An 18,115-nucleotide genomic window follows, 5' to 3' on the forward strand; every position below is an offset into this window, starting at 1 on the left:
CGGTCGGTGAGAAGGGTCGCCCACGGAGGTCCGCTGATCGAGCCGGGGCTCGATACCACGCAGGCCAGCGGCACCGGGAAAGCCCGGAACAGCGGGGAATCGGAAGCATGACGAACGGCCGGCGGGTCGCTCACCTCGCCGCGTCATGCACCTCGTGCTCGCCAGGGGAAGTCGCACGGGAGATCTCGGTACGGACCGCCAGGACGGCGTCACGATGCGCGGCATCGGTGGCGACGTTGCAGCCGAGCGCGAGATCCTCGAGGAGGAGACCCCGATGGGCCGCGAGGATGCGTGAGGCGACGGACCGTGCCGCGCCCGGTGACGCGCCCGCGGCCTCGATCGCCGCGGCCATGGGGTCGAGCCATTCGGTTACCACGGGGACGAGGAATATCTGCTGCAGCTCGGGATCCCGCGTCGCTGCGGTATAGATCTCGAAGAACATGGCGGTTCGCCGGCGCCCACCCGGCGTGTGCGCGTCTACCCAGGCCATCTCGAGCCCCTGCGAGATCACGGAGGTCACGTGGGCGGCGGTCACCGACGGCGACGACTCGTCCACCGAGAGATCGCGGATCCGCAGGAGCAGCTCCCGCGACGCGGCCAGATGGGTCACCAGAGTGCGGTCGACGATCTCGGCGATCAGGTTCTCACGACTACCGAAGTGGTGGAGGAGATTTCTGGTCGACGTTTCGAGCCGCTCGGCCAGCGGACGCAGAGTGAGACCGAACAGCCCGCGCTCCTCGGCGTAGGCGCAACAGCCCTCGAGGAGTGCGCGCCGACGCTCGACATCCTTGTGGCGACCCATGCCGGCGAGTTTATACTCCACACGTTTCATGAATCAAACGTGGAAGGAAGAATGGTGATGCAGGCACTGTCCCGCGACGAGATCCTCGGGTCGTTCGTCAACAGCTCGCGCAGCAGGATCAGGACGGTGACGTTCCCACCCGACTTCGACGCGGTGCGCTGGGCGGAACTCGACTTCTTCGGCTGGACGGACCCTCGAGCTCCGCTCCGCGCATATCTGATTGCCCAGCGCGCCGAGCACACGGTCGGCATCGAGTTGCGCCAGGCCGACACCGACGGGTCCCGGTCGCGCAGCACGATGTGCACCCTCTGTCACGCCGTTCACCGCGCCGGTGGGACGTCGCTGTTCACGGCGCGCAAGGCCGGCGCCGGCGGCAAGGCCGGAAACAGCATCGGAACCTACATGTGCAGTAACTTCGCATGCTCACTGTATGTGCGGGAGCTGGCGCCTCTGCCCGGCAATCAGCCCGATCGAGCACTGCCCACCGAGACTCGGATCCGGCAACTCGAGACTCGACTCGGCGGATTCGTCGGGCGGGTGTTGGACGAGCAGGATCCGTGACCACGCTGTGCACTACCCGGGCGGCGCCGTCACCCGGGCGTCTTCACGCGAAGGACCACAGTCCCAGCGTGTCGCGCAATGTGGTCCCGGGGTATGCGGTGCGAAACAGGCCGCGGCGCTGCAGTTCCGGGACTACCAGGTCGACGAAGTCGTCCAGCGAATCCGGATACGCCGGACACATCAGGTTGAATCCGTCGCAGGCGCCGGCGACGAACCACTCCTCGATCCGATCCGCGATCGCCTCGGGCGTGCCGATCATCGTCGCGTGCCCTCCTCCGGCCGCGAGGTAGCCGAGCAGTCCACGCAGTGTGGGCCGGTGCGATCCGATGATCCGTTGCACCGTTGCGTAGCGACCCTGGGGGCCGGAGAACTGGTCGATGGGCGGCAGGTCGGCAACCGGCGCGTCGAGATCGTGGCCCGTGTAGTCCTGACCGGTGAAGACGCCGAGCTGGGCGAGCGCGGCGTCGATGTCGATCAACGCGTCCAACGTCGCCTTCTTCGCCCGGGCCTCGTCCTCGGTGCGACCGACATAGGGGACGAGGCCCGGAAGTATCGCGATCGACGCGGGATCTCGTCCGGCGGCGGCAGCGCGGCCACGTAGATCGGTGGCGAAGTCGAGCGCCATAGCCGAATCCCACGAAACCGAGTACACCGCTTCGGCGTGCCGCGCTGCGAGGCTGCGTCCGGTCTCCGACGCTCCTGCCTGGAACAGCACCGGACGCCCCTGTGGACAGCGCGGGACGGTGAGCGGACCGTCGACGCGGAAGTGCTGACCGCGGTGCTCGATCCGACGGATGGCGTCGGCGTCGAGGTATCGACCGGCGGCGCGATCGACGGCGATGCCGGCCTCGTCCCACGAGTCCCACAGCGCAGTCAGCACCTCGATGAACTCCTCGGCGCGGCCGTAACGCGCGGCATGGTCCGGCAGAGCGTCGAGCCCGTGATTGCGGGCCTCCGCGTCGAACATCGAGGTCACGATGTTCACCCCGGCCCGTCCACCGCTGATGTGGTCCAGCGACGCGAGCATCCGCGCCGCATGGAACGGTGTGTAGAAGCTCGCGGACACCGTGGTGACCAGCCCGATGTGTTTCGTCGCGCGCGCCATCGCGGACAGCGCGGTCAGGGGTTCGAGAAACCACGTGGTCCCGGCCGTGTAGCTCGTATTCACGCAGTGTCCGTCGGCGAAGAACACCGCATCGAAGCAGCCACGCTCGGCTGTCCGGGCGAGTTCCTCGAAGTAGGTGATGTCCCCGATTCGCTCCGCCGCGGATGTCGGATGCCGCCACGCCGCCGAATGATGGCCGACACCATGGAGAAAGGCATTGAGATGGAGGGTGCGGGACAGCATCAGTTCATCACCAGCCCGCCGTCGACCACGAGGTTCTGACCGGTGACTGCTCGCGACCAGTCGGAAGCGAAGAACAGGACGGCGGCAGCGAAGTCCTCCGGGGTGGTGACCTTCCGCAGGGGCGTGGAGGCGGCGATCAGTTCGAATACCTCCTCGGGGGTCGCTGCCGATGCGTCGGTGGTGCGCAGCAGCCCACCGGAGACCATGTTCACGCGGATGCCTTCAGGCCCCAGGTCTGCCGCGAATGTGCGGGTCAGCGACAGCAGTGCTGCCTTGGCGGCGGTGTAGTCGTGATACGGCACCACCGGGTTCTGGAACAGGTTGGTGCCGATATTGATGACGCTGCCGCCGCCGGCCTCGCGCATGCCGGGCAGAACCGCCTGGACCGTGTTGATCGCGCCGCCGACGATACCGTCGAGTTGAGCGGCGAAATCGCCGTAGCCGATCTGGTCGGCCCTGCGGCGCGCGTCGCCGTTGAAGGAGAAGTCGGGCAGCGCGTTGTTGACCACGGTGGTGACCGGTCGGCCGAAGTGCTTCCTGGCCTGTGTGAGCATGGCGTCGACCTGGGCGGGGTCGGTCACGTCGGCGGCCAGCGCGACAGCGCGGTCCGAGCCGATCTTCTGGGCAAGGGCGTGGGCGGCGTCGCTGCTGTTGCGGTAATTGACTACGACGGCGGCGCCCTCGTCGGCGAACGACTGTGCGAGGTGGTGACCGAGACCGCGCCCGGCGCCGGTGACGAGTACCGTCTGGTTCTGCAGGAGCATTGTGTGTTGTTTCCCTTCGGTGGGAAGGGGTTCACCGCAGCGACGGACCACACGGCCGCGCCGGCTCGGCATCCCTTCGCTCGCATGATCGAGATCAGGTTCGACGGGTCTGTCTCTCAGCCGTTTCCGGCACCCCGTGTCGAGTCCGTCGCAAGACTACCCCGGTTGTGCCTGTCCGTCGAACTTCACTGTCACTTCGGGCAAATCACGAGCCTGCCCGGGATTGCCACCCGGCTCGAGGGCGGCGCGCACGGCAATATTGTTCCTCGACAGCAGATCACGTCCACAGATCGACGAAGTGGTGGACAGGGCCATGGCCGCAACCGACATGCAGCTCCCCGCCTGCTTCGATGCCTGCGGTGAGCCACCGTTTGGCTTCCTCGAGCGCGGCATCCCAGCTTTCTCGCTGCGGCCGAAGGGTAGCCATGGCTGCCGACAGCGAGCAACCGGTGCCGTGCGTGTTCGAGGTGCGTATGCGGGGACTGTCGACCACGACCGCATCGTCCTCCCCCGCTAGAGGGCCGATGACGGTGTCGTAGACGGTGTCTCCAGGAAGATGTCCGCCCTTGGCCAACACCGCCACCCCATAGCGATCGGCAATCTCGTGGGCTTGCCCGAGCAGTTCCTCCCAGGAGTCGGCCGGAGACGTGGAGCTGAGGACTGCGAGTTCAGGAACGTTCGGCGTGATCAGATGGACCTGGGGAATGAGGTCTTCGAGCGCCCTTTCGGCTTCGCGGCTGAGCAACCGGTCGCCGCTGGTGGCGACGATGACCGGATCGAGCACCACCACGGGGGGCGCGACCGTTGCAAGCCATTCGGCGACGGCTTGCACCTGATCGGTGTCGGCGAGCATGCCGATCTTGACGGCGTCGACGGTGACATCGTCGCTGACCGCTTCGAGTTGAGCGGTGAGAAACGATGCCGGAGGAAGGTGGACACTGCGTACACCGCACGTGTTCTGGGCGACCAACGCCGTGACCACCGCCATCCCGTAGCCTCGATGCGCGGCAATGCTCTTCAGGTCCGCCTGGATGCCGGCGCCGCCGGTCGGATCCGTACCGGCAATGGAAAGCACTCGCGGCGGTGGAACAGCAGACATCGACATTCGGACATCCCTTCGCTAGTACGAACTAGAGCAGGTTCGACGGGTGTGATCTCAGCCCTCCTACCGGGCACCCCGTGTCGAGAGGATCATAGGCGTCGACCTCGCTCGGCGGCCCGGTGGGTCTGGGCAGTGGCGGGTCCACCGCTTGCGCCCACCCAGGCGGGCCGCACGGCAGAAGCGGGGGCCCGAGGACCGAAAGCGTTCGTGCGGAACGTTCTTGTCCAAGAAGTGTGCCGGTCGACCCGCGTCTCGCCGAATGTGCGAACTCGTCGACGGGTTCGCTGTTGGGTTGGCCGCAGACGGCAGGGGCCATGGTGCGGCTGGCCCCCTGACGGTAGGCTGGACGCTGTGAGTAGGGCCAGTTCGGCGCGCCAGCGGTTGCTCGCTTTCGGTTCCGGAGAAGACTTGTCGCGACGCGCCCGATTGTTGAGCGACGTCCACGACGCGGTGATGTCCGGCCGGACGCCGCCGGTGCCTCCGCGTGACGTTGTCGCCCGGTCGTGGTCGCGTCTCCAGGCAGACGGCGTCAGTCCGGCCCGGTGTGAGGACGTGGTACTCGCGGACGTCTCCGAACTCGAAGCGCGCCGTGCACGAAGCGCCCTGAGGTCGGTTCTGCCCGAACTACGCGGCACCTTGACCGAAATGGCGAGCGACGCGAACTTCATCGTGGTCGTCGCCGACTCGGACGGGGTGGTGCTGTGGCGAGAAGGTGCACGTGACGTGCAGAGGGAAGCCGACGTCCTCGGATTCGTGGAAGGCGCCCGCTGGTCGGAGACGTCGGTAGGCACCAATTCTGTCGGCACGTCGCTGGTCGAAGACGCTCCGGTACAGCTTTTTTCGGCCGAACACTATGCCCGGTCCCACTACGGCTGGTCGTGTACGGGGTCACCGGTCCACGATCCACGCTCCGGCGAGGTCCTCGGCGTACTGGATATCAGCGGGTCGGCGATGTCGGTGCATCCGGCCACCGTGGCCCTCGTGCAGACGGCTGTGCGGTTGGCCGAGTCGATGCTCTGGCGCGAGCATGCCGTCCACCTCGACAGGCTCCGTACCGATGCGGCGCCGGTGCTGGCAAGGACGTGCGGGCCTGCTGTCGTCGTGGACGGTCACGGATGGGTCGTGGCAGCCAGCGGCATCGGCGTTCCCGAACGACTGGCCTCACCGGAGGCCGACCGACCGCTGCTCGTGCCCGGTCTCGGACTTTGCGTACCCGAACCGCTCGGTGACGCATGGTTGGTGCGCCGCCGCGCGGAACGGGCGGCCATCCGACTCGAACTCGACCTGGGGGCGGCCCCTCGGGCGACGGTGCGGGGGGAGACGGAATGGACGCGTGCCCTGTCACCGCGGCACGCGCAGATTCTGAGGGTATTGGCACGTACCGGGTCGGCCGGCATCGATGCCGCGTCGTTGAGTGAGGCCCTGTTCGGCGACCGGGACCACATCGTTGCCGTCCGCGCCGAGGTCTCCCGGCTGCGCAAGAGCCTCGGCCCTGTGCTGACGCCCCAGCCGTACCGGTTCGCGGACGGTGTCGAAGTCCGTGTGATCAGGTGACATTCCGCCTCCGAACCTGGTCGCTCCGGTTCGGCGCGGCGCGCGGTGCAGAGGTGCGCGCAGCGACGAAGTCGCGCAGTTCCGCACGTAGTCGGGGGTGCAGTCGTAAGGCGGCGGGGCTGTCGAGGATCTCCCCCAGCCGGGTCAGGTAACCGGCTGGGGTCATTCCGAATTCGACCAGAAGGTCTCCGGGACTTCCGCCGCCGTAGGGCAGCCAGCGACGGGCGAAGTCGATGATGCGGTCGTCTTCGGTGGCGGAACTCATGTGGGTCGAACTCCTGGCGGGTGCGATTCGGCGAGATGACTGAGGGGAGAAGTGAGTTCACGGTCGTGGTGGGCCATGGCGTCGGCGTAGAGGCGGCCGGCGCGATACGAGGAACGCACGAGCGGCCCCGCCAGGACGCCGGCGAAACCGATCTCCTCGGCGGCTTTCGAGTGTTCGACAAATTCTTCCGGCTCGACCCACCGCTCGACCGGGTGGTGTCGCGGCGAGGGACGCAGATACTGGGTGATGGTGAGGATGTCGCAGCCGGCATCGTGCAGGTCGATCATCGCCTGCTGCACTTCCTGTGGGGTCTCCCCCATACCGAGGATCAGGTTCGATTTGGTGATCAGGCCGAAGTCGCGGGCCGCGGCGAGCACACCGAGCGAGCGTTCGTAGCGAAACGCGGGACGGATCCGCTTGAAGAGCCGCGGCACGGTCTCGAGGTTGTGGGCGAGCACCTCGGGCCGGGAGTCGAACACCTCGGCCAGCAGGTCCGGCCGTCCGCTGAAGTCGGGAACGAGATTCTCGACGCCGGTGCCGGGGTTGAGGGCGTGGATCTGTCGGACGGTCTCGGCGTAGAGCCATGCGCCGCCGTCGGGCAGGTCGTCGCGGGCAACCCCGGTGACGGTGGCGTACCGAAGTCCCATCGCCTGCACGGACTCGGCGACGCGGCGGGGCTCATCCCGGTCGAGGTCGGCGGGTTTGCCGGTGTCGATCTGACAGAAGTCGCAGCGGCGCGTGCACTGCCGACCGCCGATCAGGAACGTGGCTTCGCGGTCTGCCCAGCATTCGAAGATGTTGGGGCAGTCGGCTTCCGCACACACCGTGTGCAGTCCTTCGCGTTCGACCAGGCTCTCGAGTTCGGCGTACGCGGGACTGTTCTTGACGCGGGTCTTGATCCAGTTCGGCTTGCGTTCGACGGGGGTTTGCGCATTGCGGACCTCCAGTCGAAGCAACCTGCGGCCCGAAGGGACCGGCGCGTCGGGTGTTGTTCCAGGTATGGGATTCACGTTTCGTTCGATTCCTGGGCGTGGGTTCCCGCCGAACCGCGGTTCCACGCGGGTCCGCGGTTCGGCGGGACTTGCTACATGTTGATCGGACGGCCCAGCGCGGCCAGAACCGATTCGTGCATCGCCTCCGACAGCGTCGGGTGCGCGAAGACGACCTCGGCGAGATCGTCGGCGGTCGCCTCCAGAGATCGAGCGATGCCGAATCCCTGAAGCTGCTCGGTGACATCCGGACCGACCATGTGGGCACCGAGGAGTTCACCGCTGTCGGCGTCGAAGATCGTCTTCACGAACCCGTCGGCTTCACCGATCGCGAGCGCCTTCCCGGACGCCTGCAGATCGAAATGTCCGATCTGGAGGCGACGGCCGGTCGCACGCGCTCGTTCCTCGGTGAGACCGAGGCTCGCGACCTGCGGCCTCGCATAGGTACAGCCCGGAACGTAGTCGCGGTCCAACGGCCGGACGTGATCCGCACCGGCGAGCTTGTCCACACAGAGCACGGCCTCGTGGCTGGCCTTGTGGGCGAGGCAGGGTGCGCCCGCCACGTCACCGATCGCGTACACGCCGAATGCGGTGGTGCGACACCACTGGTCGGTGGTGACGAATCCGCGATCGACCTCGACACCGAGTTCCTCGAGACCGAGGTCCTCGACGTTGCCCTGGATTCCGGCCGCAACGAGGACTCGGTCCACGGTCGACTCGTCGATCGTTCCGTCGGCCGACCGGACGGCCACGGTGACGGCGTTCGTGCCGGCCGTCAGTTCGGACACCGAGGCGCCGGTGTGAATCCTGATGCCTCGCTTCTCGAACTGCCGCCGTACATGGCCCGCGACGGCGGCATCCTCGATCGGCATGATCTGCGGGGCCAATTCGACGAGGGTGACATCGGTGCCGAGATCGTTGTACAGACTCGCGAATTCGACACCGATGGCACCGGAGCCGATGACCAGCAAGGACTTCGGCAACTCCGGCGGGACCAGAGCGTCGAAGTATGTCCAGACCCGGTCGCCGTCGGGCACGACACCGGGAACCGAACGCGGCCGGGCCCCGGTGGCCAGGATGACGTGGTCGGCCCGGTACTCGGACACCGACTCGTCCGCGGCCGTCACTGCGACGACGCCCTTGTCGAGCAGCCGCGCCGACCCCCGGACGACGTCGATGCCGTTCTTCCTCATCAGGTAGCCGATGCCGTCGGACAGTCGCCCCGACACCGACCGGCTGAACTCGACGAGCCGGCTCATGTCGAATTCCACACCGCTGGCACTGAACCCGAGCGGCCGAAGGTTCGCCAGCGTGTGGGCGACATCGGCACCGTGCAGCAACGCCTTGGTAGGGATGCACCCCCAGTTCAGGCAGATCCCCCCGAGCCGGTCGCGCTCGACGACGGCGGTGCGCAGACCGTGCTGCGCGGCACGGATGGCCGCGACATAGCCACCCGGCCCGCTCCCGACGACGATGACGTCGTACTTCTCTGTCATGGTGTACCTCTCAGACGAGCATCAGCGCGGGGGACTCGACGAAACGCCGGAGTTCTCGCAGGAAGGTGGCGCCGAGCGCGCCGTCGATCACCCGGTGGTCGCACGAGAGCGTGACGGTGAGCATCGTGCGCGCAACGACCTGACCGTCGACGACGACGGGACGCTCCTGTCCGGCACCGACCGCGAGGATGGCGCCCTGCGGCGGGTTGATGATCGCGTCGAATTCCCGCACACCGAACATGCCGAGGTTCGACACCGTGAAAGTGCCGCCCTGGAACTCGTCGGCCGTCAGTTTCCCGGTCTTGGCCTTGGTCACCAGCGACTGCACCTCCCCGGAGATCTCGGCGAGTGTCTTGCCGTCGGCGCCGCGCACGATCGGGGTGATCAGTCCCGACGGCAGTGCGACAGCCACCGAGATGTCGGCACTCGCGAAGCGCAGGACCGACTGTGTCGCCTCGTCGAACTGAACGTTGACATCGGGCACCTTCCGCAGCGCCGCGGCACACGCCTTGACGACGAAATCGTTGACCGACAGTTTGACGGCGGGCACGGTCGCATTGATCTTCGTCCGCAAGGCGAGAAGGTCGTCGATCTGCAGGTCCGCGGTGAGCCGGAAGTGCGGGGCGCTGCGCTTCGACTCCTGCAACCGCTGCCCGATCGCCTTGCGCATCGCGGTGAACGGAATCGTCTCGAACTCCGCCTCCGCGACGGGTTCGGCCGCTGCGACGACTTCCGGTTGCAGCCGGAACCGGCGCTCGGCTTCACGGACGTCTGCCTCACACACCCGGCCGCGTGAACCGGTAGCCCGGCAGTCGTGCAGATTGATCCCGAGGGATGCGGCCAGACGTCGGGCCACGGGGGTGGCCGGGACGGCGGTGTCGTCCTCGAAGGAACGTCCCGGAATACCTGACCGCGGCGGCGACAGCGGCTGAGCGACGGTGCCACCGGCCGCCCGGATCGTGTCGTGGATGTCGGCGACGGAGATCCGGCCGTCCCGGCCGGTCCCCGTCACACGCGCCAGGTCGATCGACAACTCGTCCGCCAAGCGGTGGGCGTGCGGGGTCGCGAACACGTCACCGTTCGTCCGTCCTCGCAGGGCATCGGGAACGGTCGTCGCACCGGGACGCTGACGGGACCCGGCGACCGCCCCGGTCACCGGTACCGATTCGTAGGCCGCCGGCGCGGGTGGGCTGATCTCGAGATCCGGCTGCGCGACGGGGGGCTGTCCGGCCGGTGAGCGCCCGGACTCGGCCGGGGTCGGCACCTGATCTGCCCCGATGCCGGCGAGAAATTCCTCGATTTCGGCGTCGGAGACTGCAGCCTCGGCCGACACCGCCAGCACCGCACCGACCGGCAACGTCTCCCCCGGCCTGGCGACGACCCGGCGGAGCACCCCGTCGAACGGTGCCTCCAACTGGTTGGCGATCTTGCTGGTCTCGATCTCGCAGATCAGGTCGCCCTTCGAAAAGGACGCACCCTCCTCGACCAGCCACTCCGCCACGGTGCCTTCCTCCATGGACAGGCCCCACTTGGGAACTTCGATCAGTTTGATCTCACTCATGTCAGGCACTCACAACCTTGCGGACGGCGGCCTCGATCCGAGCGGCATTCGGAAGCCACGCCTGCTCGAGGACCGGGGAGAACGGCACCGGAGTGTGCGGCGGGGTGACCAGTTCGATCGGCGCCTTCAGTGCCCCGAACGCACGCGTCGCGATCAGCGCGGCGACGTCGTGACCGAACCCGCAGCGCGCCGCGGACTCGTCGGCGATCACTACCCGGCCCGTGGAGGCGACGGATTCGAGGATGCCCTCCTCGTCGAGCGGCGACACCGTGCGGGGGTCGACGACCTCGACGGAGATCCCCTCGGCGGCCAGCTTGTCCGCGGCGGTGTTGGCGGCGTTCACCATCGCCGACAGCGCGATGATCGTGACGTCCGTGCCTTCACGGGTGTAGTTGGCGACACCGAACGGGATCGTGTACGGCTCGTCCGGAACCTCGCCCTTGACGTCGTAGAGAGTCTTGTGTTCGCAGAACACGACCGGATCGTCGTCGCGAATCGACTGGATCAGCAGTCCTTTGGCGTCGTAGGCGTTCGACGGGGCGACGACCTTGAGGCCGGGAACGGCGGCGAAGACGTTGTACGGTGACTGCGAATGCTGGGCGGCGGCGGAGAATCCGGCGCCGATCATGCCCCGCACCACCAGCGGGGTACGGGCCTTGCCGCCGAACATGTACCGGAACTTCGCGGCCTGGTTGTAGAGCGCGTCGTAGCAGACTCCGAAAAAGTCCATGAACATCAATTCGGCCACCGGACGCAGCCCGGTCAGAGCAGCACCGGCTGCCATGCCGATGATCGCGGACTCGGTGATCGGGGTGTCGATGACACGGTCGGAGCCGAACTCGGTCCACAGACCCTTCGTCACCCCCAGCACGCCGCCGAACGCCTCCACCTTCCCGGACTCGAGTTCCGGATTGGTGCCGGCGTGACCGCCGCGCAGGTCCTCACCGATCTGCACGACCGTCGCGTCCCGCTGCATCTCCTGCGCGAGTGCGGCCTTGATCGCTTCGCGATATGTCGTCTTCGACGTGGTCATTCTCGTTCTCTCTCTCAGTACGACACGTAGACGTCGGTCAGCAGGTTCGTCAGCGGCGGGTACTCGGCAGCTCGCGCCTTCGTGACGGCGACGTCGACCCGTTCACGAGCCCCGGCCTCGATCGCATCGAGTTCCTTCGCCGTGACCTTCTTGCCGTCGACCTTCGCGCGGAACTTCACCAGCGGATCCTGGGTCCTGCGGAGTTCGGCGACCTGCTCCGCGGTGCGGTACAGCTGCGCGTCGCCCTCGAAGTGGCCGTGCCAGCGGTGTGCCACCGCCTCGATGGTGGAGGGACCGCCTCCTCTGCGGGCTCGCTCGACCGCCTCGCGCGCTGCCTCGTGGACCTCGAAGAAGTCGGTACCGTCGACGGTGGTGGCGGGCATCCCGAACGACGCGGCCCGCGCAGCGATACTCGGTGTGCCGACCGCGTAGTCGCGGCCGGTGGCCTCACCGAATCCGTTGTTCTCGATGACGAAGACGATCGGCAACTCGAGCACGACCGCCATGTTCATGGCCTCGAACACGGTGCCCTGATTGGATCCGCCGTCGCCGGTGAACGAGGCCGCGACACCGCCGTTCCCCAGGGTCTTGGCGCTCAGCGCAGCGCCGATCGCCAGCGACGGGGCACCGCCGACGATCGCGTTCGCGCCGAGCATGCCGACCGACAGGTCGGCGATGTGCATCGATCCGCCCTTGCCGTGGCACAATCCGTCGTTCTTGCCGAAGATTTCGGCCATCATCCCGTCGAGGTCACACCCCTTGGCAATGCAGTGGCCGTGGCCGCGGTGGGTGGAGCCGATGTAGTCGGTGTCGTTCAGGTTCTCGCACACACCGACTGCGATCGCTTCCTGCCCCGAGTACAGGTGGATGAACCCCGGGATGTCACCGGTCGCGTTCTCCTCGTGCAACCGGTCCTCGAATTCGCGGATCTCCGACATCTTGCGATACGCGCTCAGTAATGCACTCTTGTTCAGCGCCATTGCTCTCCTCTGCTTTCTGCCTGAGGGCCGGCCGCACAGGGCCAGGCCCCGAGCGTGACGAGACTTCGGGACGGTTCCCGTCTCACGCCGTGTAACCCAGGTCACGAATGTAGGGAGAGGGTGCGAGCCCACTCAACGTTGCAGCGGATTGCAGCCCGGACGCCGCGCGGGCACTCGCGGTGACAACCGGGTCGACCGCCGCACGGAACGCGGTTCGGCGGCGACCGCTGTGGCCTGCCCGAAGTGGGCCGGTGCCGCGGCTACCGGCCCATGGCTGGAACTCACAGCGAGTCGAGCAGATCCAGCGCCGTCGGAACGGCGGCCGGTGTCAGCACTCCGAGGCCGAACGAGGCCACCGGTGCTCCGATCGGCCGGTGGCGCAGAGAGAACACCGCTATACCCAGCAGGATCAGCCAGGCACCGACCACCGCGACACGGATCGGCGTGACCCCCAGCAGTGCCCCGATGCTGCAGACGCCACCCAGCAGCACCCATCTCCAGCGCAGATTCCGCTCACAGAACGCCCGGATGCGCGGCTCGCTCACGCCCCGGTCGGGTTCTGCCGGTCAGTGGTCGTCGTAGTGCCCCTCGTGCGCGGCGTGCCGATGCCCGTCGTGGATGTAGTCGACGTGGTCGCCGTGCGGGACGGCCACGTGCCCACAGCCCTCGCCGTGGGTGTGGTCGTGTCCTTCGTGGACGTGGTGCTCGGTGGGCTCGCACTCGTCGACGTGCCCGTCGTGGGCCTGGTGCAGATGCCCGTCGTGCACGTAGTCGACGTGGTCACCATGCGGGACGGCCACGTGCCCACAGGATTCGCCGTGGGTGTGGTCGTGGTCTGCATGCTCTCGGTGGTCGGTCATCGCTGGACTCCTGCGTCGGGTTACGGCACCCCTCGTTCAGTATCCCATCGCGACCGGCGGTGAAGACCCGTCTCGGGCGCACACCTCGGACACCGTTCTCCGGCGGAGACCGCCGCGGCGCGAGTCGGAACAAGACCGGCACGGAGCGAGAGGCGGGTCCCGGTACCGACGGGCAGTCGACACCTCGGCACCGCAGACCGACACGCAGTAGGAAACCTCGACCGGCCGACCGATGCGCCGGACCCCGGCTCGAGAATCCGGCTGTGCCGACTCAGGTAGTCCCGGCGTCTCCGATACGCCGGTGTCGGATCACGCGCCCGGGTGGTGGCCCGGACGCGGTTCCCTGGTGACGGAGCAGGACGCGCCGACGAATCGTCGTCGGCGCGTCCCGGTCGGGAGATTCCTCAGAGCCACTGTCCGCTCTGGACCGACAGCAGGCGGTCCATCGCATCCGGCGACCACGTGCTCTCGGGGGGCTCGGGCGCCCGGCGGCCCCGGCGCGGGGCGCCGAGTTCGGGGTAGAGGCTGCGGGAGACCTCCCGGGCGGCGTCCACCACGAGCGGTGCGACCCGCTCGAGCTGCGCGGTGCGGGCGTCGCCGCACAGCGAGATCGCGGCAACCGGACCGTCGTGCCCGCGCACAGCGACGGCGACGCATGCGACGCCGCGCACGGACTCGCTGCGCTCGAACGACAGTCCGCGCCGCTGCCGGATCCGGCTGAGTTCCTGGTGCAGAGTCGCGAGGTCACCGATGGTGTGTTCGGTGCGGCGGGCCAGGCGCCGCTCGTACAGGTCGTCGACGCGCTCGGGCTCGAGCCAGGCGAGCATCGCCTTGCCGCCGGCGGTGGTGTACGCCGGGGCCCGGCCGCCCACCCGCGACGGCAGTGCCGTGGCGAACCGGCCGCCGACCTTGTCGAGGTAGACGCTCTCGGCCCCGTCGAGGACGGCGAGATGAACGACCATGCCGGTCTGCATGTGCAGCTCGTGCAGGAGCGGCGCCGCCGACGCCCGGATCTCCCCGTGGCCACCGTCCCCGCCGCCGAGACCGAGCGCCCGCCGGCCGAGGCAGTAGCCGAAGGATGCGTGATCGACCCAGTTCAGCTTCACGAGCTGATCGAGGATGCGGTGCACGGTCGAGCGGGGCAACCGGGTGCGGCAGGCCACCTCCTCCAGCGTCAGCCGCGAGGACCGGCCCTCGAACGCGTCGAGGATGAGTGTCATCCGTTCGACCATCGACGGCGGCACGTCGCGCCGCGGGGCGGAGGTAGCTGTCGGTTCCGTTGCTTCGACGACTGCCATCTGCGGCCTCCCGATACTTCTGCTCCCGAGGGGAGCGGGAAAACTGAAATGAATTCTGAAAGTGTATCAGCTCACTCTCGCCACCAGTAGTGATCGGGGGCGCGAATTTCCCACCTGCGACCCTCGCGCGCCTCGCATCCGCGGTCGACCCCGGATCCCGCTCATCGGAACGTCGGCCGCGACGGAGCGGCGCGGTCCGGTACAACGGACCGACACCCTCCCAGTCCCGGCAGCGGAGAGGCTCGCATGCGCATCGGAATCGTCAGCCCCGTCGTGGTCCAGCACCCCGGCGTGCACTCCCCGTGGGAACGCACCGCCGGCGTCGACGACCTCGTCCGGGTGGCCCGGGCCGCCGATCGGCTCGGCTTCCACCATCTGACCTGCAGTGAGCACGTCGCCGTCCCGGTGGACGTCGCAGCCGCCCGCGGCGGCACCTACTGGGATCCGCTCGCGACCCTGAGCTATCTCGCCGCCCGGACGCAGCGCATCCGGCTCGCCACCCAGGTACTCGTCCTCGGCTACCACCACCCGCTCGAGATCGCCAAACGCTACGGCACCCTCGACGTCCTCAGCGGCGGGCGGCTGACGCTCGGCCTCGGGGTGGGCAGCCTGCGCGAGGAGTTCGACCTCCTCGGCGCATCCTTCGAAGACCGGGGCCCCCGCGCCGACGACGCCCTGGCCGCGTTGCGCGCCGCGTTGTCCCGACGCCTGCCGGAGTACCACGGCTCCTATTACGAATTCCAGAACCTGCTCGTCGAGCCGCACGCCGTCCAACCCCGCGTCCCGCTGTGGATCGGGGGGCGCACGCTGCGCTCGCTGCGCCGCGCCGTCGCCCACGGCGACGGTTGGGTGCCGTTCGGGCTGCCCCTGCCCGATCTGACCGCGATGCTGGGCCGGGTGGACCTCCCGGCGGGCTTCGACGTCGTTCTCGACACCGGGGCGCCCCTCGACCCGCTGGGCGCGCCCGAGCGCACCGTCCGGTCCCTGGAACGACGTCGCAAGGCCGGCGCCACCGTCGTAGGGGCGACCGTCGCCGCGACCGACGTGACCCACTACTGCGAACAGCTCGAGTGTCTGCGGGCACTCGGCACCGACCTGCGGCTGGACTTCGCCCCGGCCGAACCATCCGAACAGGAGACCCGATGACCGACACCGCAGCGACCGACACCGCAGAGCTCGTCCAGTCCCTCCTCGCCCGCGTCCAGCTCCTCGAGGACAAGATCGCCGTCCAGGAGATCGTCACCGCCTACGGCCCCGCCGTCGACGCCGGTGACGCCGACGCGGTGGGCGAACTGTGGACCGAGGACGCCGTCTACGACGTCGACATGCGAATCATGAACGGTCGCAAGGAGATCATGGAGATGGTGCGCACGCGGCCGCACCAGGACTACATCCACGAAGGATGCGGACACCTCCTCGACCCCGTGCACATCCGGGTCGAGGGCGACACGGCCGTGGCCACCTGCCACTCGCAGCTGCTGCGTCACGACGAAAACGGCTTCCGCGTCTGGCGCGTGACGGCCAACCGCTTCGAACTCGTCAAGAACGACGGCCGGTGGCGGATCCGCAAGCGCACGGCCCGGGTGCTCGACGGCCGCGACGAGTCGCGTGAGCTGCTCGCCCGCGCCGGCCGCTGACCCGGCCCCGAACCGGTGACGGCCGGCCCCGCATCCGGGGCCGGCCGTGTGCGTGTCCGACCGCGTCAGGCGTCGACGGTCGCGTTCTCGAGCGTCGCCTTGGCCCACCGGTAGTCCGCCTTCCCCGCGGGCGAACGCAGCACCTCGGGAACCGGCACGATCGTCTTCGGGATCTTGTACCCGGCGATCAGGGTCCGGCAGTGGTCGGTCAGTTCCCTGGCCGAGGGCGCTGTCACCCCGGGACGGAACTGCACGGCCACCGAGACCCGCTCACCCAGGAGCGGGTCCGGGATGCCCGCCACGACCGCGTCGAGGACGGCCGGATGGCTCTTGACGGCCTCCTCGACCTCCTCCGCGTAGACCTTCTCGCCGCCGGTGTTGATGCAGGCCGAGCCCCGGCCGAGCACGACGATCGAGCCGTCCGCCTCCACGGTGGCCAGGTCACCGAGCAGACACATGCGCACGCCGTCGCGTTCGGGGAACGTCGCCGCGGACTTGTCCGGGTCGTTGTAGTAGCCGAGGGGGACGTGGCCGATGCGAGCGAGGTAGCCGATGGTCTCCGAGCCGGGCTCGACCTCGGTCAGATCCGTGTCGACCACCCGCAGTGTCGGCGACGGGGAGATCCGGGCACGCCCGTCCGCGCCGGCGTCGACGGTGCCGGTCGCGCCCGCTTCCGACGAGCCGAAGGAGTTGCGCAGGTAGACGTTCGGCAGCAACTCCGCCAGTTGCGCGCGGACACTCGCCGACCACAGCGCTCCGCCGGAGCCGATGACCAGCAGAGAACTCAGGTCGAACTCCTTGCCGCGTGCGGCCACCGCGTCGGCCAGCGGCCGGCTGATGGCGTCGCCGACCACCATCACGATCGCGATCCGGTGCCGGTCGATCAGGCGTAGCGCCTCGATCGGCTCGAACGACCGCATCAGCACCTGCTTCGCACCCGCGAACAGCCCCATCAGCACCGAGTACATCGCGGCCCCGTGCATGAGCGGCGCCGTGACGAGATAGGACATCGGGTGCTCGTTCGCCGCGGCGGCCGCGGCGAGATCGGCAGAGCTGCGGTGCGGTTCGCCGTAGGGGTTGCCGCTGGCCAGCGCCGCGAAGTAGAAGTCCTCGTGCCGCCACATCACTCCCTTGGGCATGCCCGTCGTGCCGCCGGTGTAGAGGATGTACCGGTCGTCGCCGCTACGCTCACCGAAATCCCGCTCCGCCGAGGCGCTCTCCACCGCTTCCGCATACCGAGCCACGGTCGCACCCACACCTGCCGCAGCCTGTTCGAGTGCCGCCGTCTCCGCACTTCCGACGACGACGATGCGCCGCAGCTGTGAGGTGTGCGGCACGGCCTGCGCCGCGACGTCGGCGAACTCGTCGTCGATCACGAGTGCCACGAGGTCTGCATCGGTGTAGAGGTGCACGAGCTCGGCACCCACGTAGCGGAAGTTGATGTTCACCGGCACCGCGCGAATCTTCAAGCAGCCCAACATGACCTCGAGGAATTCGAGGCTGTTGCGCATGTGCAGGCCCACATGATCACCTGCCGCCACCCCGACGGCCGCGAGGTGGTGCGCGACCCGGTTGGCGCGGGCGTCGAACTCGGCGTACGTCCGGGACTCGTCCCCGCAGATCAGGGCCGTCCGGTCGGGTATCGCATCGACGACGGCCTCGGTGAGATCGGCCAGGTTCAGAGACATCGCGGGTCCTTCCGGGGTTCGTGGGTGGGTGAGGACGCGCACGACCACGCGATCGTCGCGTGTGTGCCGCGGATCACAGCGGCCTAAGTAGAACATATTCTCGTTTCGGGATCAAAGGCCGGACAGCGACGACGGGGAGCCGGGTCCCGGGCCTGGCTGCAGCCCCCGAGGACCGCC

General features: G+C 68.3%; 18 protein-coding genes and 2 riboswitches. Of the genes, 4 read left to right on the forward strand and 14 right to left on the reverse strand.

What is annotated here, in order from left to right:
• Window positions 1–130: 130 nt before the first annotated feature.
• Window positions 131–832, reverse strand: a complete 702-nt coding sequence (locus tag AC2IPW_RS20945) for a TetR family transcriptional regulator (protein ID WP_486375583.1) — start codon at window positions 830–832, stop codon at window positions 131–133.
• Between the two features lie 27 nt (window positions 833–859).
• Here AC2IPW_RS20945 and AC2IPW_RS20950 point away from each other — a divergent pair, with 27 nt between their 5' ends.
• Entirely contained in the window at window positions 860–1,363 is a 504-nt protein-coding gene (locus AC2IPW_RS20950) for an FBP domain-containing protein (protein ID WP_486375584.1), read from the forward strand.
• A gap of 43 nt (window positions 1,364–1,406) precedes the next feature.
• Here the strand turns inward: AC2IPW_RS20950 and AC2IPW_RS20955 are convergent, their stop codons facing one another.
• From AC2IPW_RS20955 to thiD, 3 genes are all read right to left on the reverse strand, one after another.
• Entirely contained in the window at window positions 1,407–2,711 is a 1,305-nt protein-coding gene (locus AC2IPW_RS20955) for an LLM class flavin-dependent oxidoreductase (protein ID WP_486375585.1), read from the reverse strand.
• Window positions 2,711–3,475 carry a 3-oxoacyl-ACP reductase gene (locus AC2IPW_RS20960; RefSeq protein ID WP_486375586.1) on the reverse strand — a complete coding sequence of 255 codons (765 nt, stop codon included), beginning with the start codon at window positions 3,473–3,475 and terminating at the stop codon, window positions 2,711–2,713. The genes AC2IPW_RS20955 and AC2IPW_RS20960 overlap by 1 nt, the downstream gene beginning before the upstream one ends.
• Window positions 3,476–3,529: 54 nt before the next feature.
• Window positions 3,530–3,622, reverse strand: a riboswitch (TPP riboswitch).
• A 130-nt stretch (window positions 3,623–3,752) separates the two neighbouring features.
• Window positions 3,753–4,580, reverse strand: a complete 828-nt coding sequence (gene thiD / locus AC2IPW_RS20965) for a bifunctional hydroxymethylpyrimidine kinase/phosphomethylpyrimidine kinase (RefSeq protein ID WP_486375587.1) — start codon at window positions 4,578–4,580, stop codon at window positions 3,753–3,755.
• A riboswitch (TPP riboswitch) is annotated at window positions 4,571–4,665 on the reverse strand. (Overlaps the previous gene by 10 nt.)
• 338 nt (window positions 4,666–5,003) lie before the next feature.
• Here thiD and AC2IPW_RS20970 point away from each other — a divergent pair.
• A complete protein-coding gene (locus AC2IPW_RS20970) occupies window positions 5,004–6,131 on the forward strand; it encodes a GAF domain-containing protein (protein ID WP_486377043.1) in 1,128 nt (375 codons plus the stop codon).
• Here the strand turns inward: AC2IPW_RS20970 and AC2IPW_RS20975 are convergent.
• The 9 genes from AC2IPW_RS20975 to AC2IPW_RS21015 form a co-directional block, all read right to left on the reverse strand.
• Window positions 6,124–6,396, reverse strand: coding sequence for a DUF3263 domain-containing protein (locus tag AC2IPW_RS20975; RefSeq protein ID WP_486375588.1), 273 nt, complete (start codon window positions 6,394–6,396; stop codon window positions 6,124–6,126). The genes AC2IPW_RS20970 and AC2IPW_RS20975 overlap by 8 nt on opposite strands.
• Complete coding sequence (gene lipA / locus AC2IPW_RS20980) at window positions 6,393–7,406, reverse strand: lipoyl synthase (protein ID WP_486375589.1); 1,014 nt, start codon at window positions 7,404–7,406, stop codon at window positions 6,393–6,395. The genes AC2IPW_RS20975 and lipA overlap by 4 nt, the downstream gene beginning before the upstream one ends.
• A 74-nt stretch (window positions 7,407–7,480) precedes the next feature.
• Window positions 7,481–8,881 (reverse strand): dihydrolipoyl dehydrogenase, encoded by a 1,401-nt coding sequence (gene lpdA / locus AC2IPW_RS20985; protein WP_486375590.1) that lies wholly within the window; start codon window positions 8,879–8,881, stop codon window positions 7,481–7,483.
• A gap of 10 nt (window positions 8,882–8,891) precedes the next feature.
• Entirely contained in the window at window positions 8,892–10,442 is a 1,551-nt protein-coding gene (locus AC2IPW_RS20990; RefSeq protein WP_371382203.1) for a 2-oxo acid dehydrogenase subunit E2, read from the reverse strand.
• 1 nt (window position 10,443) lies between these two features.
• The gene (locus AC2IPW_RS20995; RefSeq protein WP_371382202.1) at window positions 10,444–11,475 is read right to left on the reverse strand and encodes an alpha-ketoacid dehydrogenase subunit beta; all 1,032 of its coding nucleotides are present in this window, start codon (window positions 11,473–11,475) and stop codon (window positions 10,444–10,446) included.
• A gap of 14 nt (window positions 11,476–11,489) precedes the next feature.
• A complete protein-coding gene (locus AC2IPW_RS21000; RefSeq protein ID WP_416061878.1) occupies window positions 11,490–12,455 on the reverse strand; it encodes a thiamine pyrophosphate-dependent dehydrogenase E1 component subunit alpha in 966 nt (321 codons plus the stop codon).
• Window positions 12,456–12,736: 281 nt separating this feature from the next.
• The gene (locus tag AC2IPW_RS21005; protein WP_416061879.1) at window positions 12,737–13,000 is read right to left on the reverse strand and encodes a hypothetical protein; all 264 of its coding nucleotides are present in this window, start codon (window positions 12,998–13,000) and stop codon (window positions 12,737–12,739) included.
• Between the two features lie 21 nt (window positions 13,001–13,021).
• Entirely contained in the window at window positions 13,022–13,315 is a 294-nt protein-coding gene (locus tag AC2IPW_RS21010; protein WP_486375591.1) for a hypothetical protein, read from the reverse strand.
• 404 nt (window positions 13,316–13,719) lie between these two features.
• Window positions 13,720–14,613 (reverse strand): IclR family transcriptional regulator, encoded by an 894-nt coding sequence (locus tag AC2IPW_RS21015; protein WP_040781113.1) that lies wholly within the window; start codon window positions 14,611–14,613, stop codon window positions 13,720–13,722.
• Between the two features lie 246 nt (window positions 14,614–14,859).
• On the opposite strand from AC2IPW_RS21015, the gene AC2IPW_RS21020 reads away from it, so the two are divergent.
• Both AC2IPW_RS21020 and AC2IPW_RS21025 read left to right on the forward strand, forming a co-directional pair.
• Window positions 14,860–15,759: a TIGR03619 family F420-dependent LLM class oxidoreductase gene (locus AC2IPW_RS21020; RefSeq protein WP_486375592.1), complete on the forward strand. Its 900-nt coding sequence runs from the start codon at window positions 14,860–14,862 to the stop codon at window positions 15,757–15,759.
• The gene (locus AC2IPW_RS21025) at window positions 15,756–16,250 is read left to right on the forward strand and encodes a nuclear transport factor 2 family protein (RefSeq protein WP_003934795.1); all 495 of its coding nucleotides are present in this window, start codon (window positions 15,756–15,758) and stop codon (window positions 16,248–16,250) included. The genes AC2IPW_RS21020 and AC2IPW_RS21025 overlap by 4 nt, the downstream gene beginning before the upstream one ends.
• A 65-nt stretch (window positions 16,251–16,315) precedes the next feature.
• Here the strand turns inward: AC2IPW_RS21025 and AC2IPW_RS21030 are convergent, their stop codons facing one another.
• The gene (locus AC2IPW_RS21030) at window positions 16,316–17,938 is read right to left on the reverse strand and encodes an acyl-CoA synthetase (protein WP_486375593.1); all 1,623 of its coding nucleotides are present in this window, start codon (window positions 17,936–17,938) and stop codon (window positions 16,316–16,318) included.
• Between the last annotated feature and the right edge of the window lie 177 nt (window positions 17,939–18,115).

The sequence above is a fragment of the Rhodococcus sp. NS-SX18 genome, from assembly GCF_057367935.1.

What these genes read in the sequence shown, in the direction of transcription:
- AC2IPW_RS20945 (WP_486375583.1), bottom strand. Translation starts at nt 832, where the DNA reads ATGAAACGTGTGGAGTATAAACTCGCCGGCATGGGTCGCCACAAGGAT.
- AC2IPW_RS20950 (WP_486375584.1), top strand. Translation starts at nt 860, where the DNA reads ATGCAGGCACTGTCCCGCGACGAGATCCTCGGGTCGTTCGTCAACAGC.
- AC2IPW_RS20955 (WP_486375585.1), bottom strand. Translation starts at nt 2,711, where the DNA reads ATGCTGTCCCGCACCCTCCATCTCAATGCCTTTCTCCATGGTGTCGGC.
- AC2IPW_RS20960 (WP_486375586.1), bottom strand. Translation starts at nt 3,475, where the DNA reads ATGCTCCTGCAGAACCAGACGGTACTCGTCACCGGCGCCGGGCGCGGT.
- thiD (WP_486375587.1), bottom strand. Translation starts at nt 4,580, where the DNA reads ATGTCGATGTCTGCTGTTCCACCGCCGCGAGTGCTTTCCATTGCCGGT.
- AC2IPW_RS20975 (WP_486375588.1), bottom strand. Translation starts at nt 6,396, where the DNA reads ATGAGTTCCGCCACCGAAGACGACCGCATCATCGACTTCGCCCGTCGC.
- lpdA (WP_486375590.1), bottom strand. Translation starts at nt 8,881, where the DNA reads ATGACAGAGAAGTACGACGTCATCGTCGTCGGGAGCGGGCCGGGTGGC.
- AC2IPW_RS20990 (WP_371382203.1), bottom strand. Translation starts at nt 10,442, where the DNA reads ATGAGTGAGATCAAACTGATCGAAGTTCCCAAGTGGGGCCTGTCCATG.
- AC2IPW_RS20995 (WP_371382202.1), bottom strand. Translation starts at nt 11,475, where the DNA reads ATGACCACGTCGAAGACGACATATCGCGAAGCGATCAAGGCCGCACTC.
- AC2IPW_RS21000 (WP_416061878.1), bottom strand. Translation starts at nt 12,455, where the DNA reads ATGGCGCTGAACAAGAGTGCATTACTGAGCGCGTATCGCAAGATGTCG.
- AC2IPW_RS21010 (WP_486375591.1), bottom strand. Translation starts at nt 13,315, where the DNA reads ATGACCGACCACCGAGAGCATGCAGACCACGACCACACCCACGGCGAA.
- AC2IPW_RS21015 (WP_040781113.1), bottom strand. Translation starts at nt 14,613, where the DNA reads ATGGCAGTCGTCGAAGCAACGGAACCGACAGCTACCTCCGCCCCGCGG.
- AC2IPW_RS21020 (WP_486375592.1), top strand. Translation starts at nt 14,860, where the DNA reads ATGCGCATCGGAATCGTCAGCCCCGTCGTGGTCCAGCACCCCGGCGTG.
- AC2IPW_RS21025 (WP_003934795.1), top strand. Translation starts at nt 15,756, where the DNA reads ATGACCGACACCGCAGCGACCGACACCGCAGAGCTCGTCCAGTCCCTC.
- AC2IPW_RS21030 (WP_486375593.1), bottom strand. Translation starts at nt 17,938, where the DNA reads ATGTCTCTGAACCTGGCCGATCTCACCGAGGCCGTCGTCGATGCGATA.